The sequence below is a fragment of the Gordonia aichiensis genome, from assembly GCF_039946255.1.
Classification (GTDB): domain Bacteria; phylum Actinomycetota; class Actinomycetes; order Mycobacteriales; family Mycobacteriaceae; genus Gordonia; species Gordonia aichiensis_A.
The window spans coordinates 86,675-105,590 of sequence record NZ_JBCDWL010000003.1 but is presented as its reverse complement, the minus strand read 5'-3'; the positions used below and the strand labels follow the sequence as shown (position 1 = coordinate 105,590).

16 protein-coding genes are annotated in these 18,916 nt (G+C 69.2%); 13 read left to right on the top strand and 3 right to left on the bottom strand.

The annotated features are described in order from the left end of the window. Positions 1-60 precede the first annotated feature (60 nt). Positions 61-1,584, top strand: a complete 1,524-nt coding sequence (locus AAFO60_RS05560; protein ID WP_347955180.1) for an amino acid permease — start codon at positions 61-63, stop codon at positions 1,582-1,584. 99 nt (positions 1,585-1,683) lie between these two features. Further along, complete coding sequence (gene ahcY / locus AAFO60_RS05555; protein ID WP_347955179.1) at positions 1,684-3,171, top strand: adenosylhomocysteinase; 1,488 nt, start codon at positions 1,684-1,686, stop codon at positions 3,169-3,171. 65 nt (positions 3,172-3,236) lie between these two features. Here ahcY and AAFO60_RS05550 read toward each other — a convergent pair whose 3' ends face one another. After that, complete coding sequence (locus AAFO60_RS05550; protein ID WP_347955178.1) at positions 3,237-3,869, bottom strand: dTMP kinase; 633 nt, start codon at positions 3,867-3,869, stop codon at positions 3,237-3,239. A gap of 98 nt (positions 3,870-3,967) precedes the next feature. Between AAFO60_RS05550 and mtrA the strand changes: the two genes are divergently transcribed. The 5 genes from mtrA (at position 3,968) to hpf (ending at position 9,747) form a co-directional block, all read left to right on the top strand. Continuing rightward, entirely contained in the window at positions 3,968-4,654 is a 687-nt protein-coding gene (mtrA, locus tag AAFO60_RS05545; RefSeq protein WP_347955177.1) for an MtrAB system response regulator MtrA, read from the top strand. Next, positions 4,651-6,276, top strand: coding sequence for an MtrAB system histidine kinase MtrB (mtrB, locus tag AAFO60_RS05540; RefSeq protein ID WP_347955176.1), 1,626 nt, complete (start codon positions 4,651-4,653; stop codon positions 6,274-6,276). Before mtrA ends, mtrB begins: the two co-directional genes overlap by 4 nt. After that, positions 6,273-8,000, top strand: coding sequence for an LpqB family beta-propeller domain-containing protein (locus AAFO60_RS05535; RefSeq protein ID WP_347955175.1), 1,728 nt, complete (start codon positions 6,273-6,275; stop codon positions 7,998-8,000). The genes mtrB and AAFO60_RS05535 overlap by 4 nt, the downstream gene beginning before the upstream one ends. A 69-nt stretch (positions 8,001-8,069) precedes the next feature. Further along, the gene (locus tag AAFO60_RS05530) at positions 8,070-8,762 is read left to right on the top strand and encodes a ComF family protein (RefSeq protein ID WP_347955174.1); all 693 of its coding nucleotides are present in this window, start codon (positions 8,070-8,072) and stop codon (positions 8,760-8,762) included. 259 nt (positions 8,763-9,021) lie between these two features. Continuing rightward, entirely contained in the window at positions 9,022-9,747 is a 726-nt protein-coding gene (gene hpf / locus AAFO60_RS05525) for a ribosome hibernation-promoting factor, HPF/YfiA family (RefSeq protein WP_347955173.1), read from the top strand. A gap of 97 nt (positions 9,748-9,844) precedes the next feature. Here hpf and AAFO60_RS05520 read toward each other — a convergent pair whose 3' ends face one another. Beyond that, complete coding sequence (locus AAFO60_RS05520) at positions 9,845-10,075, bottom strand: hypothetical protein (protein ID WP_347955172.1); 231 nt, start codon at positions 10,073-10,075, stop codon at positions 9,845-9,847. 211 nt (positions 10,076-10,286) lie between these two features. Here AAFO60_RS05520 and secA point away from each other — a divergent pair, with 211 nt between their 5' ends. Beyond that, positions 10,287-13,073: a preprotein translocase subunit SecA gene (gene secA / locus AAFO60_RS05515; protein ID WP_347955171.1), complete on the top strand. Its 2,787-nt coding sequence runs from the start codon at positions 10,287-10,289 to the stop codon at positions 13,071-13,073. Between the two features lie 77 nt (positions 13,074-13,150). On the opposite strand, the gene AAFO60_RS05510 is transcribed toward secA, so the two are convergent. Continuing rightward, on the bottom strand, positions 13,151-14,227 hold the full coding sequence (locus AAFO60_RS05510) for a 2,3-butanediol dehydrogenase (protein WP_347955170.1): 1,077 nt from the start codon (positions 14,225-14,227) through the stop codon (positions 13,151-13,153). Positions 14,228-14,419: 192 nt separating this feature from the next. On the opposite strand from AAFO60_RS05510, the gene AAFO60_RS05505 reads away from it, so the two are divergent. The 5 genes from AAFO60_RS05505 (at position 14,420) to AAFO60_RS05485 (ending at position 18,860) form a co-directional block, all read left to right on the top strand. After that, entirely contained in the window at positions 14,420-14,923 is a 504-nt protein-coding gene (locus AAFO60_RS05505; RefSeq protein WP_347955169.1) for an Rv3235 family protein, read from the top strand. Between the two features lie 55 nt (positions 14,924-14,978). Beyond that, positions 14,979-16,421 (top strand): wax ester/triacylglycerol synthase domain-containing protein, encoded by a 1,443-nt coding sequence (locus AAFO60_RS05500; protein WP_347955168.1) that lies wholly within the window; start codon positions 14,979-14,981, stop codon positions 16,419-16,421. Positions 16,422-16,435: 14 nt separating this feature from the next. Next, a complete protein-coding gene (locus AAFO60_RS05495) occupies positions 16,436-16,933 on the top strand; it encodes a DUF6912 family protein (protein ID WP_347955331.1) in 498 nt (165 codons plus the stop codon). Positions 16,934-17,046: 113 nt separating this feature from the next. Beyond that, positions 17,047-17,640: a DUF664 domain-containing protein gene (locus AAFO60_RS05490; protein WP_347955167.1), complete on the top strand. Its 594-nt coding sequence runs from the start codon at positions 17,047-17,049 to the stop codon at positions 17,638-17,640. Positions 17,641-17,744: 104 nt separating this feature from the next. Beyond that, positions 17,745-18,860 carry a ferredoxin reductase gene (locus tag AAFO60_RS05485; protein ID WP_347955166.1) on the top strand — a complete coding sequence of 372 codons (1,116 nt, stop codon included), beginning with the start codon at positions 17,745-17,747 and terminating at the stop codon, positions 18,858-18,860. Positions 18,861-18,916 lie beyond the last annotated feature (56 nt).

Genomic DNA, 18,916 nt, shown 5'->3' with positions numbered 1-18,916 from the left:
CACCCACCCCTACATCAATTCAGCGGCGAACCCGCATCCTTTCAGTAAGGGAGCACATTCGTGGGTAATCCATTCGGTCGCGTGAAGTCGGTAGAGCAGTCGATCGCTGACACCGACGAACCCGACAGCAAACTCCGGAAAGAACTCACCGCCTGGGACCTCACGGTCTTCGGCGTGGCCGTCGTCGTCGGCGCCGGCATCTTCACTCTCACCGCCCGTACCGCGGGCAACGTGGCGGGCCCGGCGGTCTCGCTGGCCTTCGTGCTGGCCGCCGTCGCCTGTGCGCTCGCCGCACTCTGCTACGCCGAATTCGCCTCGACGGTCCCGGTCGCCGGGTCGGCGTACACCTTCTCCTATGCGACCTTCGGCGAGTTCATCGCCTGGATCATCGGCTGGGACCTGATCCTGGAGTTCGCGCTCGCCGCCTCGGTGGTCGCGAAGGGCTGGTCGCTGTACCTGGGCAACATCATCGGGCAGGGCCACAACACCTTTGTCCTGTGGGGTCACACCTTCGACTGGGGCGCCCTGGTGCTCATCGTCGCGCTGACCACCCTGCTGGCGTTGGGCACCAAGCTGTCCTCGCGGGTCTCGCTGGTGATCACCGCGGTCAAGATCGCCGTGGTCCTGCTGGTCATCATCGTCGGCGCGTTCTACATCAACACGAAGAACTACACGCCGTACATCCCGCCCGCCGAAGCGGCCAAGAGCGGTGCGGGCACCGGCATCCACCAGACGCTGTTCTCGTGGATGACCGGCAGCGAGGGCAGCAACTTCGGCTGGTACGGCCTGCTGGCGGCTGCCTCGCTGGTGTTCTTCGCGTTCATCGGCTTCGACGTGGTCGCCACCACCGCCGAGGAGACCAAGAATCCGCAGAAGGCGCTGCCGCGCGGCATCCTCGGATCGCTGGCCATCGTCACCGTCCTGTACGTCGGCGTCTCGCTGGTGCTCACCGGCATGGTCCCGTACAAGCAGCTCTCCGGCGACGAGTCGACTCTCGCGACGGCCTTCGCGGCACACGGCATCGACTGGGCCAAGTGGGCCATCAACATCGGCGCCCTCGCCGGCCTGACCACGGTCGTCATGGTGATGCTGCTCGGCCAGACCCGCGTCGGCTTCGCCATGGCGCGCGACGGCCTGCTGCCGCGCGGGCTCGCGCACACCGGCAGCCGGGGCACTCCGGTGCGGATCACCGTCATCGTAGGCTTCGTGTCGGGGCTGCTCGCCTTCGTCTTCCCGATGGGGACGCTCGAGGAGATGGTCAACATCGGTACGCTGTTCGCCTTCGTGCTGGTGTGCATCGGCGTGGTGGTCCTGCGGCGCACCCGGCCCGACCTCAAGCGCGGCTTCCGCGTGCCGCTCGTCCCGCTGGTTCCGATCCTGGCGGTCATCGCCTGCTTCTGGCTGATGATCAACCTGTCGATCGAGACGTGGGTCCGCTTCGTCGTCTGGATGATGATCGGCATCGTCGTCTACCTCTCGTACGGCGTCAAGCACTCCGTGCTGGGGATGCGCGAGCGGAAGGAACTGCCCGGGTTCGCGACCGTCGACGACGCGCCGGGCGGCGGCCCGACCGCCGTCACGTGAGCGCGATAGCGTAAGAGAACCAGGACACGGTACCGGTCGCCGCGACGGCGACCGGTACCGTCGTTCGAAGATCTTTGACTTTCAATCGAGAGGGACCAGATGACCGCGCCCGACAGCGCTCTGACCACCGAAATCCGCAACGGCGTCGAGTTCAAGGTCGCCGACCTCTCCGAGGCCGACTACGGCCGCAAGGAGATCCGTCTGGCCGAGCACGAGATGCCCGGGCTGATGGAGCTGCGCCGCGAGTACGCCGACGTCAAGCCCCTCAAGGGCGCCCGGATCTCCGGATCGCTGCACATGACGGTCCAGACCGCGGTCCTGATCGAGACGCTCGTCGACCTCGGCGCGCAGGTGCGCTGGGCGTCGTGCAACATCTTCTCCACCCAGGACCACGCGGCGGCCGCAGTCGTCGTCGGCCCGTACGGGACCGTCGAAGAGCCGCGGGGCGTGCCGGTGTTCGCGTGGAAGGGCGAGAGCCTCGAGGAGTACTGGTGGGCGGCCGAGCAGATGCTGACCTGGCCCGAGGTCGACGGTCAGCCGTGCCACGCCAACATGATCCTCGACGACGGCGGCGACGCCACCATGCTGGTGCTGCGCGGTTCCGAGTTCGAGAAGGCGGGCGTCGTGCCGCCGGCCGACGCCGGTCACCCCGCCGAGTACAAGGTCTTCCTGGAGCTGCTGCGCCGCTCGCTGGCCGCCGACCCGGGCAAGTGGACCGCGATCTCCGAGTCCGTCCAGGGCGTCACCGAGGAGACCACCACCGGCGTGCTGCGCCTGTACCAGTTCGCCGCTGCCGGTGAGCTCGACTTCCCGGCGATCAACGTCAACGACTCGGTCACCAAGAGCAAGTTCGACAACAAGTACGGCACCCGCCACTCGCTGATCGACGGCATCAACCGCGGCACCGACGTCCTCATCGGCGGCAAGAAGGTGCTGGTCTGCGGTTACGGCGACGTCGGCAAGGGCTGCGCGGAGTCCCTCGCGGGTCAGGGCGCGCGCGTTCAGGTCACCGAGATCGACCCGATCAACGCCCTGCAGGCGCTGATGGACGGCTACGACGTCGTCACCGTCGACGAGGCCATCGCGAACGCCGACATCGTCATCACCGCCACCGGCAACCTCGACATCATCTCCTTCGAGCACATGAAGAAGATGAAGAACCAGGCCGTGCTCGGCAACATCGGCCACTTCGACAACGAGATCGACATGGCCGGCCTGGAATCGGCCGAGGGCATGACCCGGATCAACATCAAGCCGCAGGTCGACCAGTGGGTCTTCCCCGACGGGCACAGCATCATCGTCCTGTCGGAGGGACGTCTGCTGAACCTCGGCAATGCGACCGGCCACCCGTCGTTCGTCATGAGCAACAGCTTCGCCAACCAGGTGATCGCGCAGATCGAGCTGTGGACCAAGGGCGACGAGTACGACAACGAGGTGTACCGCCTGCCCAAGCACCTCGACGAGAAGGTCGCGCGGATCCACGTCGAGGCGCTCGGCGGTTCGCTGACCAAGCTGACGAAGGACCAGGCCGAGTACATCGGCGTCGACGTCGAGGGCCCGTACAAGCCGGAGCACTACCGGTACTGACTCCCGACCACCGCAGGCCGCCGGGGCGACGATCGCATCGTCGCCCCGGCGGTTCTCGCTTCCGGTCAGCCCAACTGCGCCAGCACCGAGTCGACGGCGGCGTCGCCGTCGGCCCAGGTCCACGTCGACATCCAGTTGCTCTCCACCAGTTCGCCGTACACGCGGTAGACGGCGCGCTGCAGATCAGCGTCGCGCTCGTAGGCGTCGACGGGTCGGTCGGCGTCGGTCTCGGCACGACCGGCGGCGCGGCTCATCGCCACTTCCGGCGGGACCCCGAGCAGCAGCTGGTGGTCGGGGACCGGGAGCGCGAAGCGCCCGAACTCGAGGTCGGCGACCCACGAGACGACGGGGGAGTCGGCGCCCTCGTTCAACCGGGCGGCGCTGTAGGCGGCGTTCGAGGCCGCGTACCGGTCGCACAGCACGAGGTCGTGCTCGGCGACCGCCGCGCGCAGGGCCGACCGCGCCGCGGCGCGATCGAGCGCGAACAGCAATCCCATCGCGTACACGCTGTCGCGAAGATCTCCGTGCCTGCCGTGCAGCGCCTCGGCCGCGATGTCGGCCGTGATCGACTCGCCGTACCGGGGAAAGGCCAGCGTCGTCACCGACGCGCCGCGCTGCGCGACGGCCTGCTCGATACGGCCGACGATGGTCCTCTTGCCTGCTCCGTCGAGGCCTTCGACGGCCACCAGAATGCCCACGCCCGACAGTCTATTCAGTCGCCTCCGAGACGTCTGGAGATGCCTCGTCCGGCGGTGAAGGCGTGTCGCACCGGCGGATTCGGGCGCGAGGTGACACCATGGCAGGCATGAAGCCGCGCATCCTGGTCGTCGACGACGACGCTGCCCTCGCCGAGATGCTCACCATCGTTCTGAAGAACGAGGGCTTCGAGCCGTTCGTCGTCGGCGACGGCACGCAGGTCCTGACCGCGGTCCGCGAGATCCGCCCCGACCTGGTGCTGCTGGACCTGATGCTCCCTGGCATGAACGGCATCGACGTGTGCCGCGTCCTGCGCGCCGACTCCGGCGTGCCGATCGTGATGCTCACCGCCAAGACCGACACCGTCGACGTCGTGCTCGGCCTGGAGTCGGGCGCCGACGACTACATGGTCAAGCCCTTCAAGCCGAAGGAGCTCGTCGCCCGCATCCGCGCCCGACTGCGCCGGACCGAAGACGATCCGGCCGAGCTGCTGGCGATCGGGCCGGTGCAGATCGACGTGCCCGCGCACAAGGTGACCCGCGACGGGGTGCAGATCTCGCTGACGCCGCTCGAGTTCGACCTGCTGGTGGCGCTCGCCCGCAAACCGCGCCAGGTCTTCACTCGCGACGTCCTGCTGGAGCAGGTGTGGGGCTACCGGCACCCGGCCGACACCCGCCTGGTCAACGTGCACGTGCAGCGCCTGCGGGCGAAGGTCGAGATCGATCCGGAGAATCCGGAGATCGTGCTCACCGTGAGAGGGGTCGGCTACAAGGCCGGGCCGCCGTGATCGGGGGCCGCCGGATCAACCGGGGGCTGATCGACCGATTCCTGGCGCTGATCCGGCGCGGCGCCGCCGCGGTCGCGCGGATCGTCGGACAGATCTGGCGCCGATCAGTGCAGACCAGGGTCATCGTGTCGACCCTGGCTCTGTCGTTCGTGGTGCTGCTCATCCTCGGCTTCGTGCTGATCAGCCAGATCACCGGTCGGCTGCTCGACGCCAAACAGGAGGTCGCCTCCGAGGAGATCGCGCGGATGCGGTCGGTCGTCGAACGCGTGCTGAGCAGTGCCGAGTCGAACACCGCGGTGCAGAACCGCTTGGCGCGGGCGCGGTCGCTGCTGACCGATCAGGACACCGAATCGACGCAGGGCGCCTCGGTGGCCGGCTCGTTCGACAGCGTGCTGGTGGTTCCCCCGGACACGGCCGCCGATCAGGACGTCGCGGTCGGGCCGGTGCACGATGTGCCCGCCGCGCTCCGGAAGATGGTCGCCGGCGGCCAGATCGCCTTCCAGTACACCTCGATCGATCAGGGCGGCGACTCGGTGCCCGCGCTGATCATCGGCAGCCCGGTGGAGAGCCCCATTCAGGGGCTGGAACTGTATCTGGTGTTCCCGCTGGGCAGTGAACAGAACACCGTCTCGCTGGTCCGGGGCACCCTGCTGACCGGCGGCGTGGTGCTCCTCGGACTGCTTGCTGCGATCGCGTGGCTGGTGACGCGCCAGGTGATCGCGCCGCTGCGCGCGGCGACGAGAATCGCCGTCAGGTTCGCCGACGGCAGGCTGTCGGAGCGGATGCCCGTCCAGGGCGAGGACGAGTTCGCGCGGCTGGCGGTCGCGTTCAACGACATGGCCGAGAGCCTGTCCCGACAGATCAACCACCTCGAGGAGTTCGGCGGCCTGCAACGCCAGTTCACCTCCGATGTGAGCCACGAACTGCGCACCCCGCTGACGACCGTGCGGATGGCCGCCGACCTGCTTTACGACGGGCGCGAGGACCTCGACCCGGTGCAGCGGCGTTCGGTGGAGCTGTTGGACAAGGAGCTCGGGCGGTTCGAGACGCTGCTGACCGAGCTGCTCGAGATCTCCCGGCACGACGCCGGCATGGCCGAGTTGGTCGCCGACCGCATGGACATGGCGGTCCCGGTCGACGCCGCGGTCTCCACCGTCGCTCACCTGGCGGCCGAGACCGGCAGCGATCTGATCGTCGACCTGCCCGCCGAACCGGTGTTCGCCGAGATCGACCCGCGGCGGGTGGAGCGGATCCTGCGGAACCTGCTGGCCAATGCGATCGACCACGGCGAACACAAGCCGGTCACCCTCACCATGCGCTCGGACGGTGACGCGGTCGCGATCACGGTGCGCGACCACGGCATCGGTCTGCGGCCGGGGGAGGAGAAGCTGGTCTTCAACCGGTTCTGGCGGTCGGACCCGTCGCGGGTGCGTCGCTCCGGCGGCACCGGCCTGGGGTTGGCGATCAGCATCGAGGACGCGCGGCTGCACCAGGGACGGCTGGAGGCATGGGGCGAGCCCGGCGAGGGCTCCTGCTTCCGGCTGACGCTGCCGCTGGTGCGGGGCCACAAGCTGCTCGGCAGTCCGCTGCCGCTCAAACCGATCGCGGAGGGCAAGCGATGAAGCGGGTGACGGTGCTGGTGGCATGGCTGCTGTCGGCCGCGCTGGTGCTGACCGGTTGCGTCGACATCCCGGTGTCGTCGCCGCCGCAGCCGCTGCAGGCCTTCGACCGGAAGCGGCCGACCAACATCGTGCCCGCGCCGCGCCGGGGCGACGATCCGGAGACGGTGGCGCGCAACCTGCTCAAGGCGATGTCGGATCCGACGGCCGGGCACCGGTCGGCGCGCAAGTTTCTCACCGCCGGCGCCAGTCAACGCTGGGACGATCAGGGCGATCTGACCATCGTCCGCGACGTCGGCGTCGTCATCGACGAACGCACCGAGACCGCGGTCCGGCTCCGCGTCAGCGCCACCAAGACCGGTGTGCTCTCCCCGGACGGCAGCCTCCGGCCCGCGGCCGGCCCCGAGATCATCGCGCTGTCGCTGACGCGCGAGAACGGGTCCTGGCGCATCAACGGCGACCTGCATCCGGGGGCGGTCACCGACACCTCCCAGTTCCTGACCGCCTACCGGCAGGCCGACCTGTTCTTCCCGGATCGGACCCTGACTCGACTGATCGCCGACCCGCGCTGGTTCTTCGGCGCCGAACCGGATGCGTCGGTCCTGGTCAACCGGTTGCTGGGCGGACCGTCGTCCGGTCTCGAAGGGGCCGTGGCGCTGGGCGCCGCGCGCGGCGCGACCCTGACCGGGCCGGCGACGACTTCCGGCGACACCGTCTCGATCCCCCTGGGGAACGTGGGCGACGCCGATCAACGACACCGGACCATGCTGGCCGCGCAGATCGTCTGGACGCTCGACTACGCCGGGATCTCCGGCACCTACCGCATCACCGCGGACGGTGCGCCGCTGGTCGCCGGTCGGGAGGCGGGCTGGCGGCCGGCCGACGTGAGCGCGGTCGAGCCGGATTCGGCGCCGCGGTCGGCGGACTCGGTGCACCTGGTCCGCGATGGCGCGCTGACCCGGCTCACCGGCAATCGAGCGGTCCCGGTCGGCGGCGAGCTCGGCGCCGGGCACGACGTGGAGTCGGCGGCCGTCTCCGCCGATCTGACCCGGGTGGCCGCCGTCGTGGTGCGCGACGGGCAGCGGACGCTGATGGTCGGCCCCTACGGCGGGACGCCGGTGGCCGCGGTGACCGGAACGTCGATGACCGAGCCGACCTTCGGGACCGACGCCGACTCCGGCTACGTCGTCGTGGACGGCCGCCCGATGCAGTGGGTCTACGACCAGGCGAGCGGGACGGCCCGGTCGATTCCGGTCGACGCGAGCGCGGTGGCGGCGGTCGCGCCCGGGCCGATCACCGACCTGCGCGTCTCGCCCGACGGAGTCCGGGTGGCGCTGGTGGTCGGCGGTCGGACGATGCTGGCGGTGATCTCGGTCAACGACGTCGGTGCGGGCTCACTGACCGGGGTGTACCCGCTCACCCCCGGCGCCGACGGGGCGGCGGTCGGGGTGGCCTGGGCGACGGCGAAGACCCTGTACGTGGCGCGGCTCGCCGTCGACGTGCCGGTGTGGAAGACCTCGATCGTCGGCACCCAGCCGATCGAGCTGGTCAGCGGCAACCTCAAGCCGCCGGTCGTCGACATCGCGGCCTCGCCGACGGCCGTCTACGTCTCCGACAGTCGAGGCGTGCAGCAGCTGGGCACCGCGCAGGTCCGCCCGGATCAGTACTGGACGGCGGTCGGACCCGACGCCGGGCCCGGGACCGTGCCGGTGATCCCGGGCGCCTGACGGGCGCGGGCGGCGCCCTGGGGACACCGGCGGTGACAGCGGCCGACCGGGCGCGGACAATCGACGGACATGACGGGGGACCGGTTCGGGGTCCGGGCCGTGGGGGCGGCGCTGGGCGATCTCGTCGCGCCCGTCGAATGCGGCGGATGCGGACGTCCGGCCGTCCGCTGGTGCGACCGCTGTGCGGCCGGGCTCCGCGACGTGCCCCGACTGCTGGCCCCGCGGATCGATCCCGGGGTGCCGGTGTGGGCGATCGGCCGATACGGCGGACCGATGGCGTCGGCGGTGATCGACCTCAAGGAGCACCGACGACGCGACCTGGCGCCGGTGCTGGGTCGGTTGCTCGCCGACGGACTGGTGGACCTGGCGCGCTGGGGCGACCTGCCGTCGTCGGCCCGGCTGACCCTGGTGCCCGCGCCCACCCGGATGCTGGCCGCCAGGGTCCGCGGCGGCGACACGGTGACGGCGGTCGCCGCGGAGGCCGCCGCCGTGCTCGGACCTGCGGTCCGGGTGACCCCGCTGCTCGCCACCGCGGCGCTGACCCGCGATTCGGCAGCCCTGGGAGCCGGTGCCCGACATGCGAATCTGGCCGGTGCGGTACGGCTGCGTCGGCCCCTGCCCGAGGCGCTGAAGCGGGCCCGGGTCCCGGTGATCCTGGTCGACGACGTGCTGACCACCGGCGCCACCGCGGCCCACGCCGCCCGCGTCCTGCGCCGAGCGGGGGCGCACGTGGCGGCCGTCGTGGTTCTGGCCGGTGCCTGATGCGGCAAAACGTGGCCGGAAGACGAGTTTGCGGATACCTTCGGAAGTGGCAGTGATGAACATCGAGTGCCGGGAGGTGACAAAGCCTTTTCCACCGCGCCGATGTCGTCGTGCGCGTACTGGAATCCTCCGCTTCGGCTACAGCGGATCACTGTCCTCGCACCGAATCACCAATCGATAAGTGATTGTGCGACAAGCGAATTGGTACCTCGATCCGAATCTGGTGTTCGGACGAGCGCAACCTGAGGAGGATGTCGATATGACGGTCGTTCATCGCAAGGGCCAGCGTGAGTCGAAAGCCGTGCCTGCTGAACGTCTCGACCTCAAAGCTGCTTTCGAGCTTCCGCCCACCGTGGACACGTCGAATGCCGGCGAGTTGACGGCGGACCTCACCATGAGTGGACGCAACGTCGAGATCCCGGACCACTTCCGCGTCTACATGAGCAGCAAGCTGGCCCGGTTCGAACACTTCGACGAGTCGATCTTCCGGTTCGAGGTGGTGCTCTACCACGAGCCCAACCCGCGCCAGGCCAAGAGCGCCGAGATCGTCGAGATCACCGGCCGTGGACGCGGCCCGGTGGTCCGCGCCCAGGCGGCCGGCGAGAACTTCTACGCCGCCAGTGAACTCGCCTTCGACAAGCTGCACAAGCGTCTCCGCCGGGCCAAGAGCCGCAAGCGGATCCGCAAGGACGGCATGCACCGTCCCACCTCGCTGGCCGAGGCGGCAGCCGATGCACCGCATCTGATGCCTCCGACGCCGGAGCCGTCGGCCGATCCCTTCGAGAACACCGTCGAAGACCATCAGCCGGGTCAGGTGGTTCGCGTCAAGGACCACCCGTCCGCACCGATGTCGGTCGACGAGGCGCTCTACGAGATGGAACTCGTCGGGCACGACTTCTACCTGTTCCATGACTGCGAGACCGACAAGCCGTCGGTGGTCTACCGTCGGCACGCGTTCGACTACGGACTCATCAGACTCGCCTGAGTACTGAGGTCTGCGCACTGTGGCCGGCGCCCCGATCGGGGTGTCGGCCACAGTCGTGTGGCGGCTCGGCGGTCGTCGGCGTCGCGGGTCGGGCGGGTCAGCGGGCGTCGCCGACCATCTTCCGGCGGAACCGTTTGTGCACTGCCTGGCGGCTGACGCCCAGGGCCGCGGCGATCGCCTCCCAGCTCACGTGCATCTCGCGCAGTGACAGGACGAGGAAGTACTCGCGCCGGTCCAGGTCCTCGCGCTCCTGCGCTATCGCCCGCAGCGCCCGCAGCGCGTCCACGGAGTCGTCGCCGGAGGCCGAGTCGATCGCCGTCTCACTCATGGCTGTCATCTTAGGTTGACGGAATGCGTGCCGTCAACAATGGTTGACGAGCTGGAGTCGAGGGTGACGGCGACGATGTTGTGTGTCGGCCGAAGAGTCTCGGTGGGGCATCGGCGGGACAAACCCGTACCATGGACCGAGTTCTGTCTGTCGAACCGGTTGACGGCGAGACGGGCAGGTGAACAGATACGCGAAACCCAGAGGATTGCCGGTGCTCAACAAGCTGCTCAGACTGGGCGAAGGCCGCATGGTCAAGCGCCTGGACGCTATCGCGACCAGCGTCGAAGCGCTCTCCGACGAGATGGAGAAGCTCTCCGACGACGAACTGCGGGGCAAGACCCTCGAGTTCCGCGAGCGGCTCGAGGCCGGTGCGACGCTCGACGACCTGCTGCTCGAGGCGTTCGCCGTCGCACGCGAAGCGGCCTGGCGAGTGCTCGCCCAGAAGCACTTCCACGTGCAGATCATGGGCGGCGCGGCGCTGCACTTCGGCAACATCGCCGAGATGAAGACCGGTGAGGGCAAGACCCTGACCTGTGTGCTGCCCGCCTACCTGAACGCGCTCAACGGCAAGGGCGTGCACGTGGTCACCGTGAACGACTACCTCGCCAAGCGCGACGCGGAGTGGATGGGCCGGGTGCACCGCTTCCTCGGCCTGGAGACCGCGGTGATCCTGACGGGCATGTCGCCCGACCAGCGCCGCGAGGCGTACGCCGCCGACATCACCTACGGCACCAACAACGAGTTCGGCTTCGACTACCTGCGCGACAACATGGCGCACTCGCTGGACGACCTGGTGCAGCGCGAGCACGCCTTCGCCGTCGTCGACGAGGTCGACTCGATCCTCATCGACGAGGCGCGGACCCCGCTGATCATCTCGGGCCCGGCCGACTCGTCGAGCAAGTGGTACTCCGAGTTCGCGCGCATCGCGCCGCTCCTCGACAAGGACGTCCACTACGAGGTCGACATCAAGAAGAAGACCGTCGGCGTCCACGAGGCCGGCGTCGCCTTCGTCGAAGACCGCCTCGGCATCGACAACCTCTACGAGCCGTCGAACTCGCAGCTGGTCGGCTACCTGAACAACGCGATCAAGGTCAAGGAGCTCTTCCACCGCGACAAGGACTACATCGTCCGCAAGGGCGAGGTCATGATCGTCGACGAGTTCACCGGGCGTGTGCTCGACGGCCGCCGGTTCAACGAGGGCCTGCACCAGGCGATCGAGGCCAAGGAGGGCGTCGAGATCAAGGCGGAGAACCAGACTCTCGCCACCATCACCCTCCAGAACTACTTCCGGTTGTACAGCCGGCTGTCGGGCATGACCGGTACCGCCGAGACCGAGGCCGCCGAGTTCCAGCAGATCTACAAGCTCGGTGTGGTCCCGATCCCGACCAACCGGCCGCTGCTGCGCATGGACAAGACCGACCTCATCTACAAGACCGAAGAGGCGAAGTTCAACGCGGTCGTCGACGACATCGTCGAACGCCATGAGAAGGGTCAGCCGGTCCTGATCGGCACCACCAGCGTCGAACGGTCCGAGTACCTGTCGAACCTGCTGACGCAGCGCGAGGTCAAGCACACCGTCCTGAACGCCAAGTTCCACGAGCAGGAGGCGCAGATCGTCGCCGAGGCCGGTCGGCTCGGCGCGGTCACCGTCGCGACCAACATGGCCGGCCGCGGTACCGACGTGGTGCTCGGCGGCAACCCGGACGTCATCGCCGACACCCGGCTGCGCAAGGCGGGCCTGGATCCGGTGAACACCCCGGAGGAGTACGAGGCCGCGTGGGACGAGGCGATCGTCATCGCCCGCGACGACGCCGCCACCGAAGCCGAGAACGTCCGCGAGGCGGGCGGACTGTACGTGCTCGGCACCGAGCGGCACGAGTCCCGTCGCATCGACAACCAGCTGCGCGGACGCTCCGGGCGCCAGGGCGACCCGGGCGAGTCCCGCTTCTACCTCTCGCTCGGCGACGAGCTGATGCGGCGGTTCAACGGCGCGGCGCTCGAGACGATCATGATGCGCCTGAACCTGCCCGACGATGTGCCGATCGACGCCAAGATGGTCACCCGTGCCATCCGCAGCGCGCAGACGCAGGTCGAGGAGCAGAACTTCGAGATCCGCAAGAACGTCCTCAAGTACGACGAGGTGATGAACGAGCAGCGCAAGGTCATCTACGGCGAGCGCCGCGAGATCCTCGAAGGCGAGGACCATCACGAGCAGGTCCGACAGATGGTCGTCGACGTGGTCGGCGCCTACGCCGACGGCGCCACCGAGCTCGGGTACGCCGAGGACTGGGACATCGACAAGCTGTGGGAGGCGCTCGGCAACCTGTACCCGATCTCCCTGGACCCGAAGAAGGCCCTCGGCGAGAACGAGTTCGGGGAGCGCGACGACGTGTCGCGGGAGGAACTGCGCCAGGTGCTGGTCGAGGATGCGCTCGCCGCCTACGACCGCCGCGAGGCCGAACTCACCGAGATCGCGGGCGAGGGCGCGATGCGTCAGCTGGAGCGGTCGATCCTGCTGAACGTGATGGACCGCAAGTGGCGCGATCACCTCTACGAGATGGACTACCTCCGCGAGGGCATCCACCTGCGTTCGGTGGCGCAGCGCGACCCGGTGGTCGAGTACCAGCGCGAGGGCTACGACATGTTCATGCGGATGCTCGAGGCGATGAAGGAGGAGACCGTCTCGTACATCTTCAACGCCCAGGTGGAGACCCAGGCGCCGGCTCCGGCGCTCGGCACCTCGGTCACCGACATGCTGGCCGGTGCCGCCTTCGGCGGCGGCGAGCAGGAGTCCGATGCCGCGGTGACCTACAGCGGTCCGGATGAGAGCGGCGAAGCCGAAGTGCTCTCCTCGATCGAAGAGCTGGCGTCGGGGACCCCGTCGGAGGTCATGAGCGGCAGCCGACGCGAGCGTCGCGCCGCGGCCCGCTCGGGTGCCAAGGCCGGCGCCGGAGCCTCGGCCGACCGGCCCGCCAAGGCCCGCAAGAAGAAGCGGTAGTCGAACAGTCGAATCCCGGTCCGGCCCCGTGGCGCGTAGTGCGCCGCGGGGCCGGACCGTTGTTCACGGGGCCTGCGTCACAGGCCGGCCCCCGACGGTGACACGAGGATCTTGACCGCGGTCTCGTTGCGGTGCAGCAGGGTCTCGTAGCCCTCGGCGATCAGATCGTCGAGGGCGATGCGGCCGGTGATGAACGGGGCCAGGTCGATCTCGCCGCTCTCCACCAGGGCGATCGTCGCGGGGTGACTGTTGACGTAGGCGATGGTGCCGCGCATGTCGATCTCCTTCAGCACCAGCTTCTGCATGTCGACGGAGGCCGGGCTGCCCCAGATCGACACGACCACCAACACGCCGGTGGGCTTGAGCGCGTCCAGGAGCGCGTCGAGCGCAGGTTGCACCGAGGTGCACTCGAAGCCGACGTCGGCGCCGCGCCCGCCGGTGAGCTCGCGCACGCGGCTCGCGACGTCGTCGACGCTCGGATCCACGACGTGGTCGGCGACGCCGGTCTCGACGGCCTTGGTCCGGCGCAGCGGGCTCGGTTCGCTGACGATCACCGTGATGCCGCGGGCCCGGCAGATGGCGGCGGTCAGCAGGCCGATGGGGCCCGCACCGGTGATCAGGGCGGTCGCCCCGGCGCTCGCGCCGCTGCGCTCGACCGCGTGGAAGCCGACGGCGAGCGGCTCGATTAGTGCTGCCTGATCGAGCGGCACCTTCGGATCGATCCGGTGAACCCAGCGTCGCTTCACGACGATCTTCTCGGCCAGTCCGCCGCCGCAGCCGCCGAGTCCGATGAAGTTCATGTTCGCCGAGAGGTGGTAATCGCGGCTGTGCGGTCCGGTGTCGACGTCGTCGGCGACGATGTACGGCTCCACCACCACGTGGTCGCCGACCGCCAGATCGGTGACGCCCTCACCCAGGGCGGTGACGACGCCCGACATCTCGTGGCCGATGGTCACCGGCGCGCTCTCGCCGCTGAGCGGCTGCGGATGACCGGCCGGCGGGATGAAGATGGGCCCGTCCTGGTACTCGTGCAGATCGGTGCCGCAGATCCCGCACCACGCCACCGCGATCCCGACGGTGCCCGGGCCGACGACGGGCTCGTCGACCTCTTCGATTCGTACGTCTCCTCGATCATGAAAGCGTGCGGCGCGCATGGGGACTCCTTCGCTGGCGGGGCAGGATGACGACGGTGACCCAGATCACCGAGGTCGACGATCCTCCGCGGCGGCCCGCACGACAAGGGGTTGCAGGAGGTTGCGTGGCCGCCGAGGCGGCGCTTGTCGTCGATCGCAGTGGATCTCGGCGAGTCGTGGAACCGAAACGCCGTCCGCTGCGTCTGTACTTGTATGACGGTGATCACGGTGGCGGGGGTGGAAGTCGGGGCGCGATCATCCGACGGGACACGAGCGGAGGGCGGGAGGCGAGCAGGCGACGGCCCGCCGGGGCCGGAGGCCGAGCGCACCGCGCGGATCGAGGCGACGGCGCGGGCCCGATCGTCGACGATCCAGATCCTGCAACTGGTGATGGAGGTGCTCGACGGACGCCGACCCGTCGAACAGCTCCTGCGGGTGGTCACCGAGGACGTCTTCGCGCAAGTCACGGTGCTGGTGGGGCAGCGGGCCCGACCCGTTCCCGGTCGGCCGGGCGGCACCGAGGCCGCTCGGCTGCGGCGCGTGCACCTGCAGTTCGCAGGCCCTCGCCGAGCCGAGTACTTCGGCACCTTCGTCCGCGGTGAGCGAGTGCGAGCCGTCGCCGGCCGCGTCGAGGTCCGAGCGGTGCCGCCGCCCGCGTCCGATCGCACGCGCCGCCGTGTGGAACGGTGGGTTCTGGTGGAGCTGTCCATCGTGTGAGCAAGGGCCGGCGCAGCGCGTCATCGCGAGTCGCTGAACTAGACTCGACCGCATCATGGTGAATCGGCTGTCGCCGGACGAGGCGATGTACTACTTCCTGGACGGGACGGGAACATCGACCCACCTGGGGGCGCTGTTGATTCTCGACCCGGGCAAGCTCCCGAAGGGCCAGTCGCGGGTCCTCGACTACCACTCGCTCGTCTCGCTGGTGGAGAACCGGCTGCAGGTGGCGCCCCGGTATCGGCAGACCGTCGCCGAAGTGACGCTCGGGTTGGCCCGGCCGGTGTGGGTCGACGACCACGACTTCGACATCAACTTCCACGTGCGACTGTCGGCGCTGCCGCACCCGGGAAGCGTCGAGCAATTGCAAGAACTCATCGCCCGGGTCATGTCGCGGCCGCTGGACCGCAGCCGACCGCTGTGGGAGATGAACCTCATCGAGGGCTTCTTCGGCGGCCGCTCGGTGATTCTCACCCGGACGCATCGCTGCCTGCTGGGACCGGGGAATCCCGAGATCAGCGAGGTGATCTGCGACGACATCGCCGAGGCGGCGCCGCTGGCCGAGGACCTGTGGATGCCCGGACGCCCGCCCGGTGCGGCGGCACTCACCGCGGGCGCACTGGCCGAGGCCATGGCCCGACCGGGCGAACTGCTCGACTCGCTGATCCGCGGCAACGGCCCGGTGGCCGACCTGTGGTCGGTCGCCGACCGATCGGTGCGGATGGTCGGCGGAGCGGTCACGCAGTTGGTCAACGCCGCGCCCGACAGTCCGCTCAACACCGTGACCACCTCGGCGCGACTGTTCGCCTTCTCCTCGGTCTCGCGGCGCGATCTGGAGAAGGTCGCCGACCGCTTCGAATGCTCCTTCAACGACGTGGTCTTGGCGATCCTCACCGGAGTGCTGCGGCGCTGGTCGATGTCGGTCAAGGACTCGGTCGGCCACGGTGCGACGATGCGCGCCACGCTGCCCCTGGCGGCGCGTGACCCGGCCACCGTGGAGCCCGAACCCTCCGGGGTGTGGATCGTGGTCGGCGGCACCGAGTTCGTGACCGACCTGCCGATCGGCGAGGACGCGCCCGCGGTACGGCTGATGCAGGTCGCGGGGCTGGCCGACCGCTACTCGCAGTCGGTGCGGCGGATGTCGCAGGGCATGCGGCCGCTGCTGCCGGAGATCGGGCTGGTGCCCTTCGCCGACTTGTCGACCCGGGCCTTCGCCGGGCTGTTCCAACGCGCGTACAACGTGCCGATCTCGATGAGCTCACAGCGGATCGGCCGCAAGTTCGTCGGCGGCGTGCCGGTCACCGGCGTCTTCACCATTCCGACGCTGGCGGCTCAGCGAGCCCTCGCGATCAGCGTCAACGAGTACGCCAACCAGGTGCAGTTCGCGTTCATCGCCGACCGGGCCGTCGTCGTCGACCTGCCCGCGATGGCCGAGTACGTGACCGAGTCCCTCGACGAGTTGCTCGCGAGCGGCCAATCATACGATCGAGACCACTGATGGAGAAGGACCTCATGCGCGTCTACCTGCCGGCAACGCTGTCGATGATCGAGCACCTGGTCGCCGAACCGGGGCGCGCCTTCGAGCCGGTCGGGGGGACCGGCTTCGCCCTCACCCCGGCGCTTCGCGAGGCCTATTCCTCCGGCGACGACGAAGAGCTCGCCGAGGTCGCCCTGCGGGAGGCGGCGCGCGCCTCGCTGCGCCTGCTCGCGGTCGACTCGTCCGATCTCCCGGTGCGGCGCGTGGTGGTGGTCGTCGACGCCGACGCCACCCCGCGGCCAGACCTCGACGACGCCGTCGTCAAGGTCGTCGGCTCGATTCCGCACGCCGACATCGTCGCGGTGCACGTCGACGGCGCCGACGCCGAAGAGGCGGTGAAGGCGGCGGTCGACGCCGTCGACCACGCCGATCTCGGTGACGAGGACAGCGAACTGACGATCGGCGACGTCGAGGACCACGACCTCGGGTGGTACGCGACCCAGGAGCTGCCCTTTCTGTTGGAACTGCTCTGACGCTGAGCTTCCCAAGCGGATTCTCGAGGGAAGAATCCATTCCGGACAGGATCTGACCGGAACGGTTGCGAGGCTGATGGGGCAAGGAACCAGAACCATTCTTGGAGGCCACCATGTACGCACCCGCTCGCGACGACGAACTCACCGGACTCGTCAACTACGCCGATCAGCAGCTCGACGCCATCCGCGCGGCGAGCTTCGGACTCACCGAGGAACAGGCCCGCCTGCGGCCGTGCCGCAGTGAGCTCTCGATCGGCGGGATCATCAAGCACATCGTTCGAGGCATGCGCGGGGCGGTGTCGCAGCTGCAGGGAACGGGCGGGGAGTTCGTTCTCGACGAGGCCGCCTTCGCCGCGTACATGGGGAGTTTCGCCCTCACCGACGACGAGACCGCGGCCGGCGTGATCGCCGAGTTCGATCAGGTGCGCGCCGAGTTCCTCGCGGCGATGCGGGCGAGCGATCCGGACGCCGATGCGATGGCGCCGCCCGCGCCGTGGGCCGGGATCAACGAGCCGCGGCCGATGAAGAACCGTTATTTCATGGGCCACCAGGTCGAAGAGTTCGCCCGTCACGCCGGGCACGCCGACATCATCCGCGAGCAGATCGACGGGCAGTCGGTGCCCGCGCTGGTGATGTCCCTCGCGGGAGCCCCGGCGAACCGGTTCTTCACGCCGTACACCGCGGCGCCGGGCACGCTCTTGGCCTGAAATGCGTCACACTCCGTTCGCCACGGACGCCTCGAGGCGCTAACCTACGGAATCGTAAGTTAGGTGTCTCGGGGCGATCCGGGACCGGCGGAGGAGACGACGAGATGGCGTGGCGCGAACGATTCGAGGCACCGGCGGCCGGCGTCGCGGCGCGAGGCAGGCGAGCCACCTGGTTGCGCGCCGCGCTCGCCCGCGTGACCACTCCGCTGCTGCCCGACGACTACCTGCACCTGGCCAATCCGCTGTGGTCGGCACGTGAGCTGCGAGGCAAGGTCGTGTCCGTGACGCCGGCCGCGGCCGACAGCGCGACCATCGTCATCCGCCCGGGGTGGGGATTCTCGTTCGACTATCACGCGGGCCAGTACATCGGCATCGGCGTGCTGCTGGACGGGCGTTGGACGTGGCGGTCGTATTCGCTGACCTCGGCGCCGGCGGCTTCGCGGGCCGATCGGACGGTCGCGATCACGGTCAAGGCCAACCCCGAAGGATTCCTGTCGTCGCACCTGGTCAACGGTCTGGAGCCGGGGACGGTGGTCCGACTGGCGGCCCCCGCCGGCGAGTTCACGCTGCCCGAACCGCTGCCCGCCAAGGTCCTGTTCGCGACCGCGGGCAGCGGCGTCACGCCGATCATCTCGATGCTGCGCAGCATGCGCCGCCGCGATCAGCGGATCGATGTCCGCGTGATCCACTCGGTGCCCACCGACGCCGACCTGCTCTTCGGAGACGAGCTGCGGGCGATGGCCGCCGAGGGGCTGATCGACCTGCACCTGCAGTTCACCCGCGTCGACGGCAAGGTGACTCCGGCGCAGTTGCGTGCGCTGTGCCCGGACTGGGCCGAGCGGGAGACCTGGGCGTGCGGGCCGAGCGGCTTCCTGGAGATGCTCGCCGAGCAGTTCGAGGAGGCCGGGCGGACCGAGCATCTGCACATCGAACGCTTCGCTCTCGAACGCGGCGCGGTCGGCGCCGAGGGCGGCGTCGTCACCTTCGGCACCCCCGACCGGCAGATCGAGGTCGACGGTGCCACCACGCTGCTGGAGGCGGGCGAGCAGGCGGGCGTGCTGATGCCCTTCGGCTGTCGCATGGGCATCTGCCAGAGCTGCGTGGTCATGCTCGACAAGGGCTGCGTGCGCGATCTGCGGACCGGTGTCGAGCACGTGGAGGGCGAACGCATCCAGACCTGCGTGAGCGCGGCGGCGGGCGATTGCACGCTCGACGTGTGATCGGCGGCGGTGACATGGGCCACCGCCCGCGGGACTAGACAAGCTACGGATCCGTA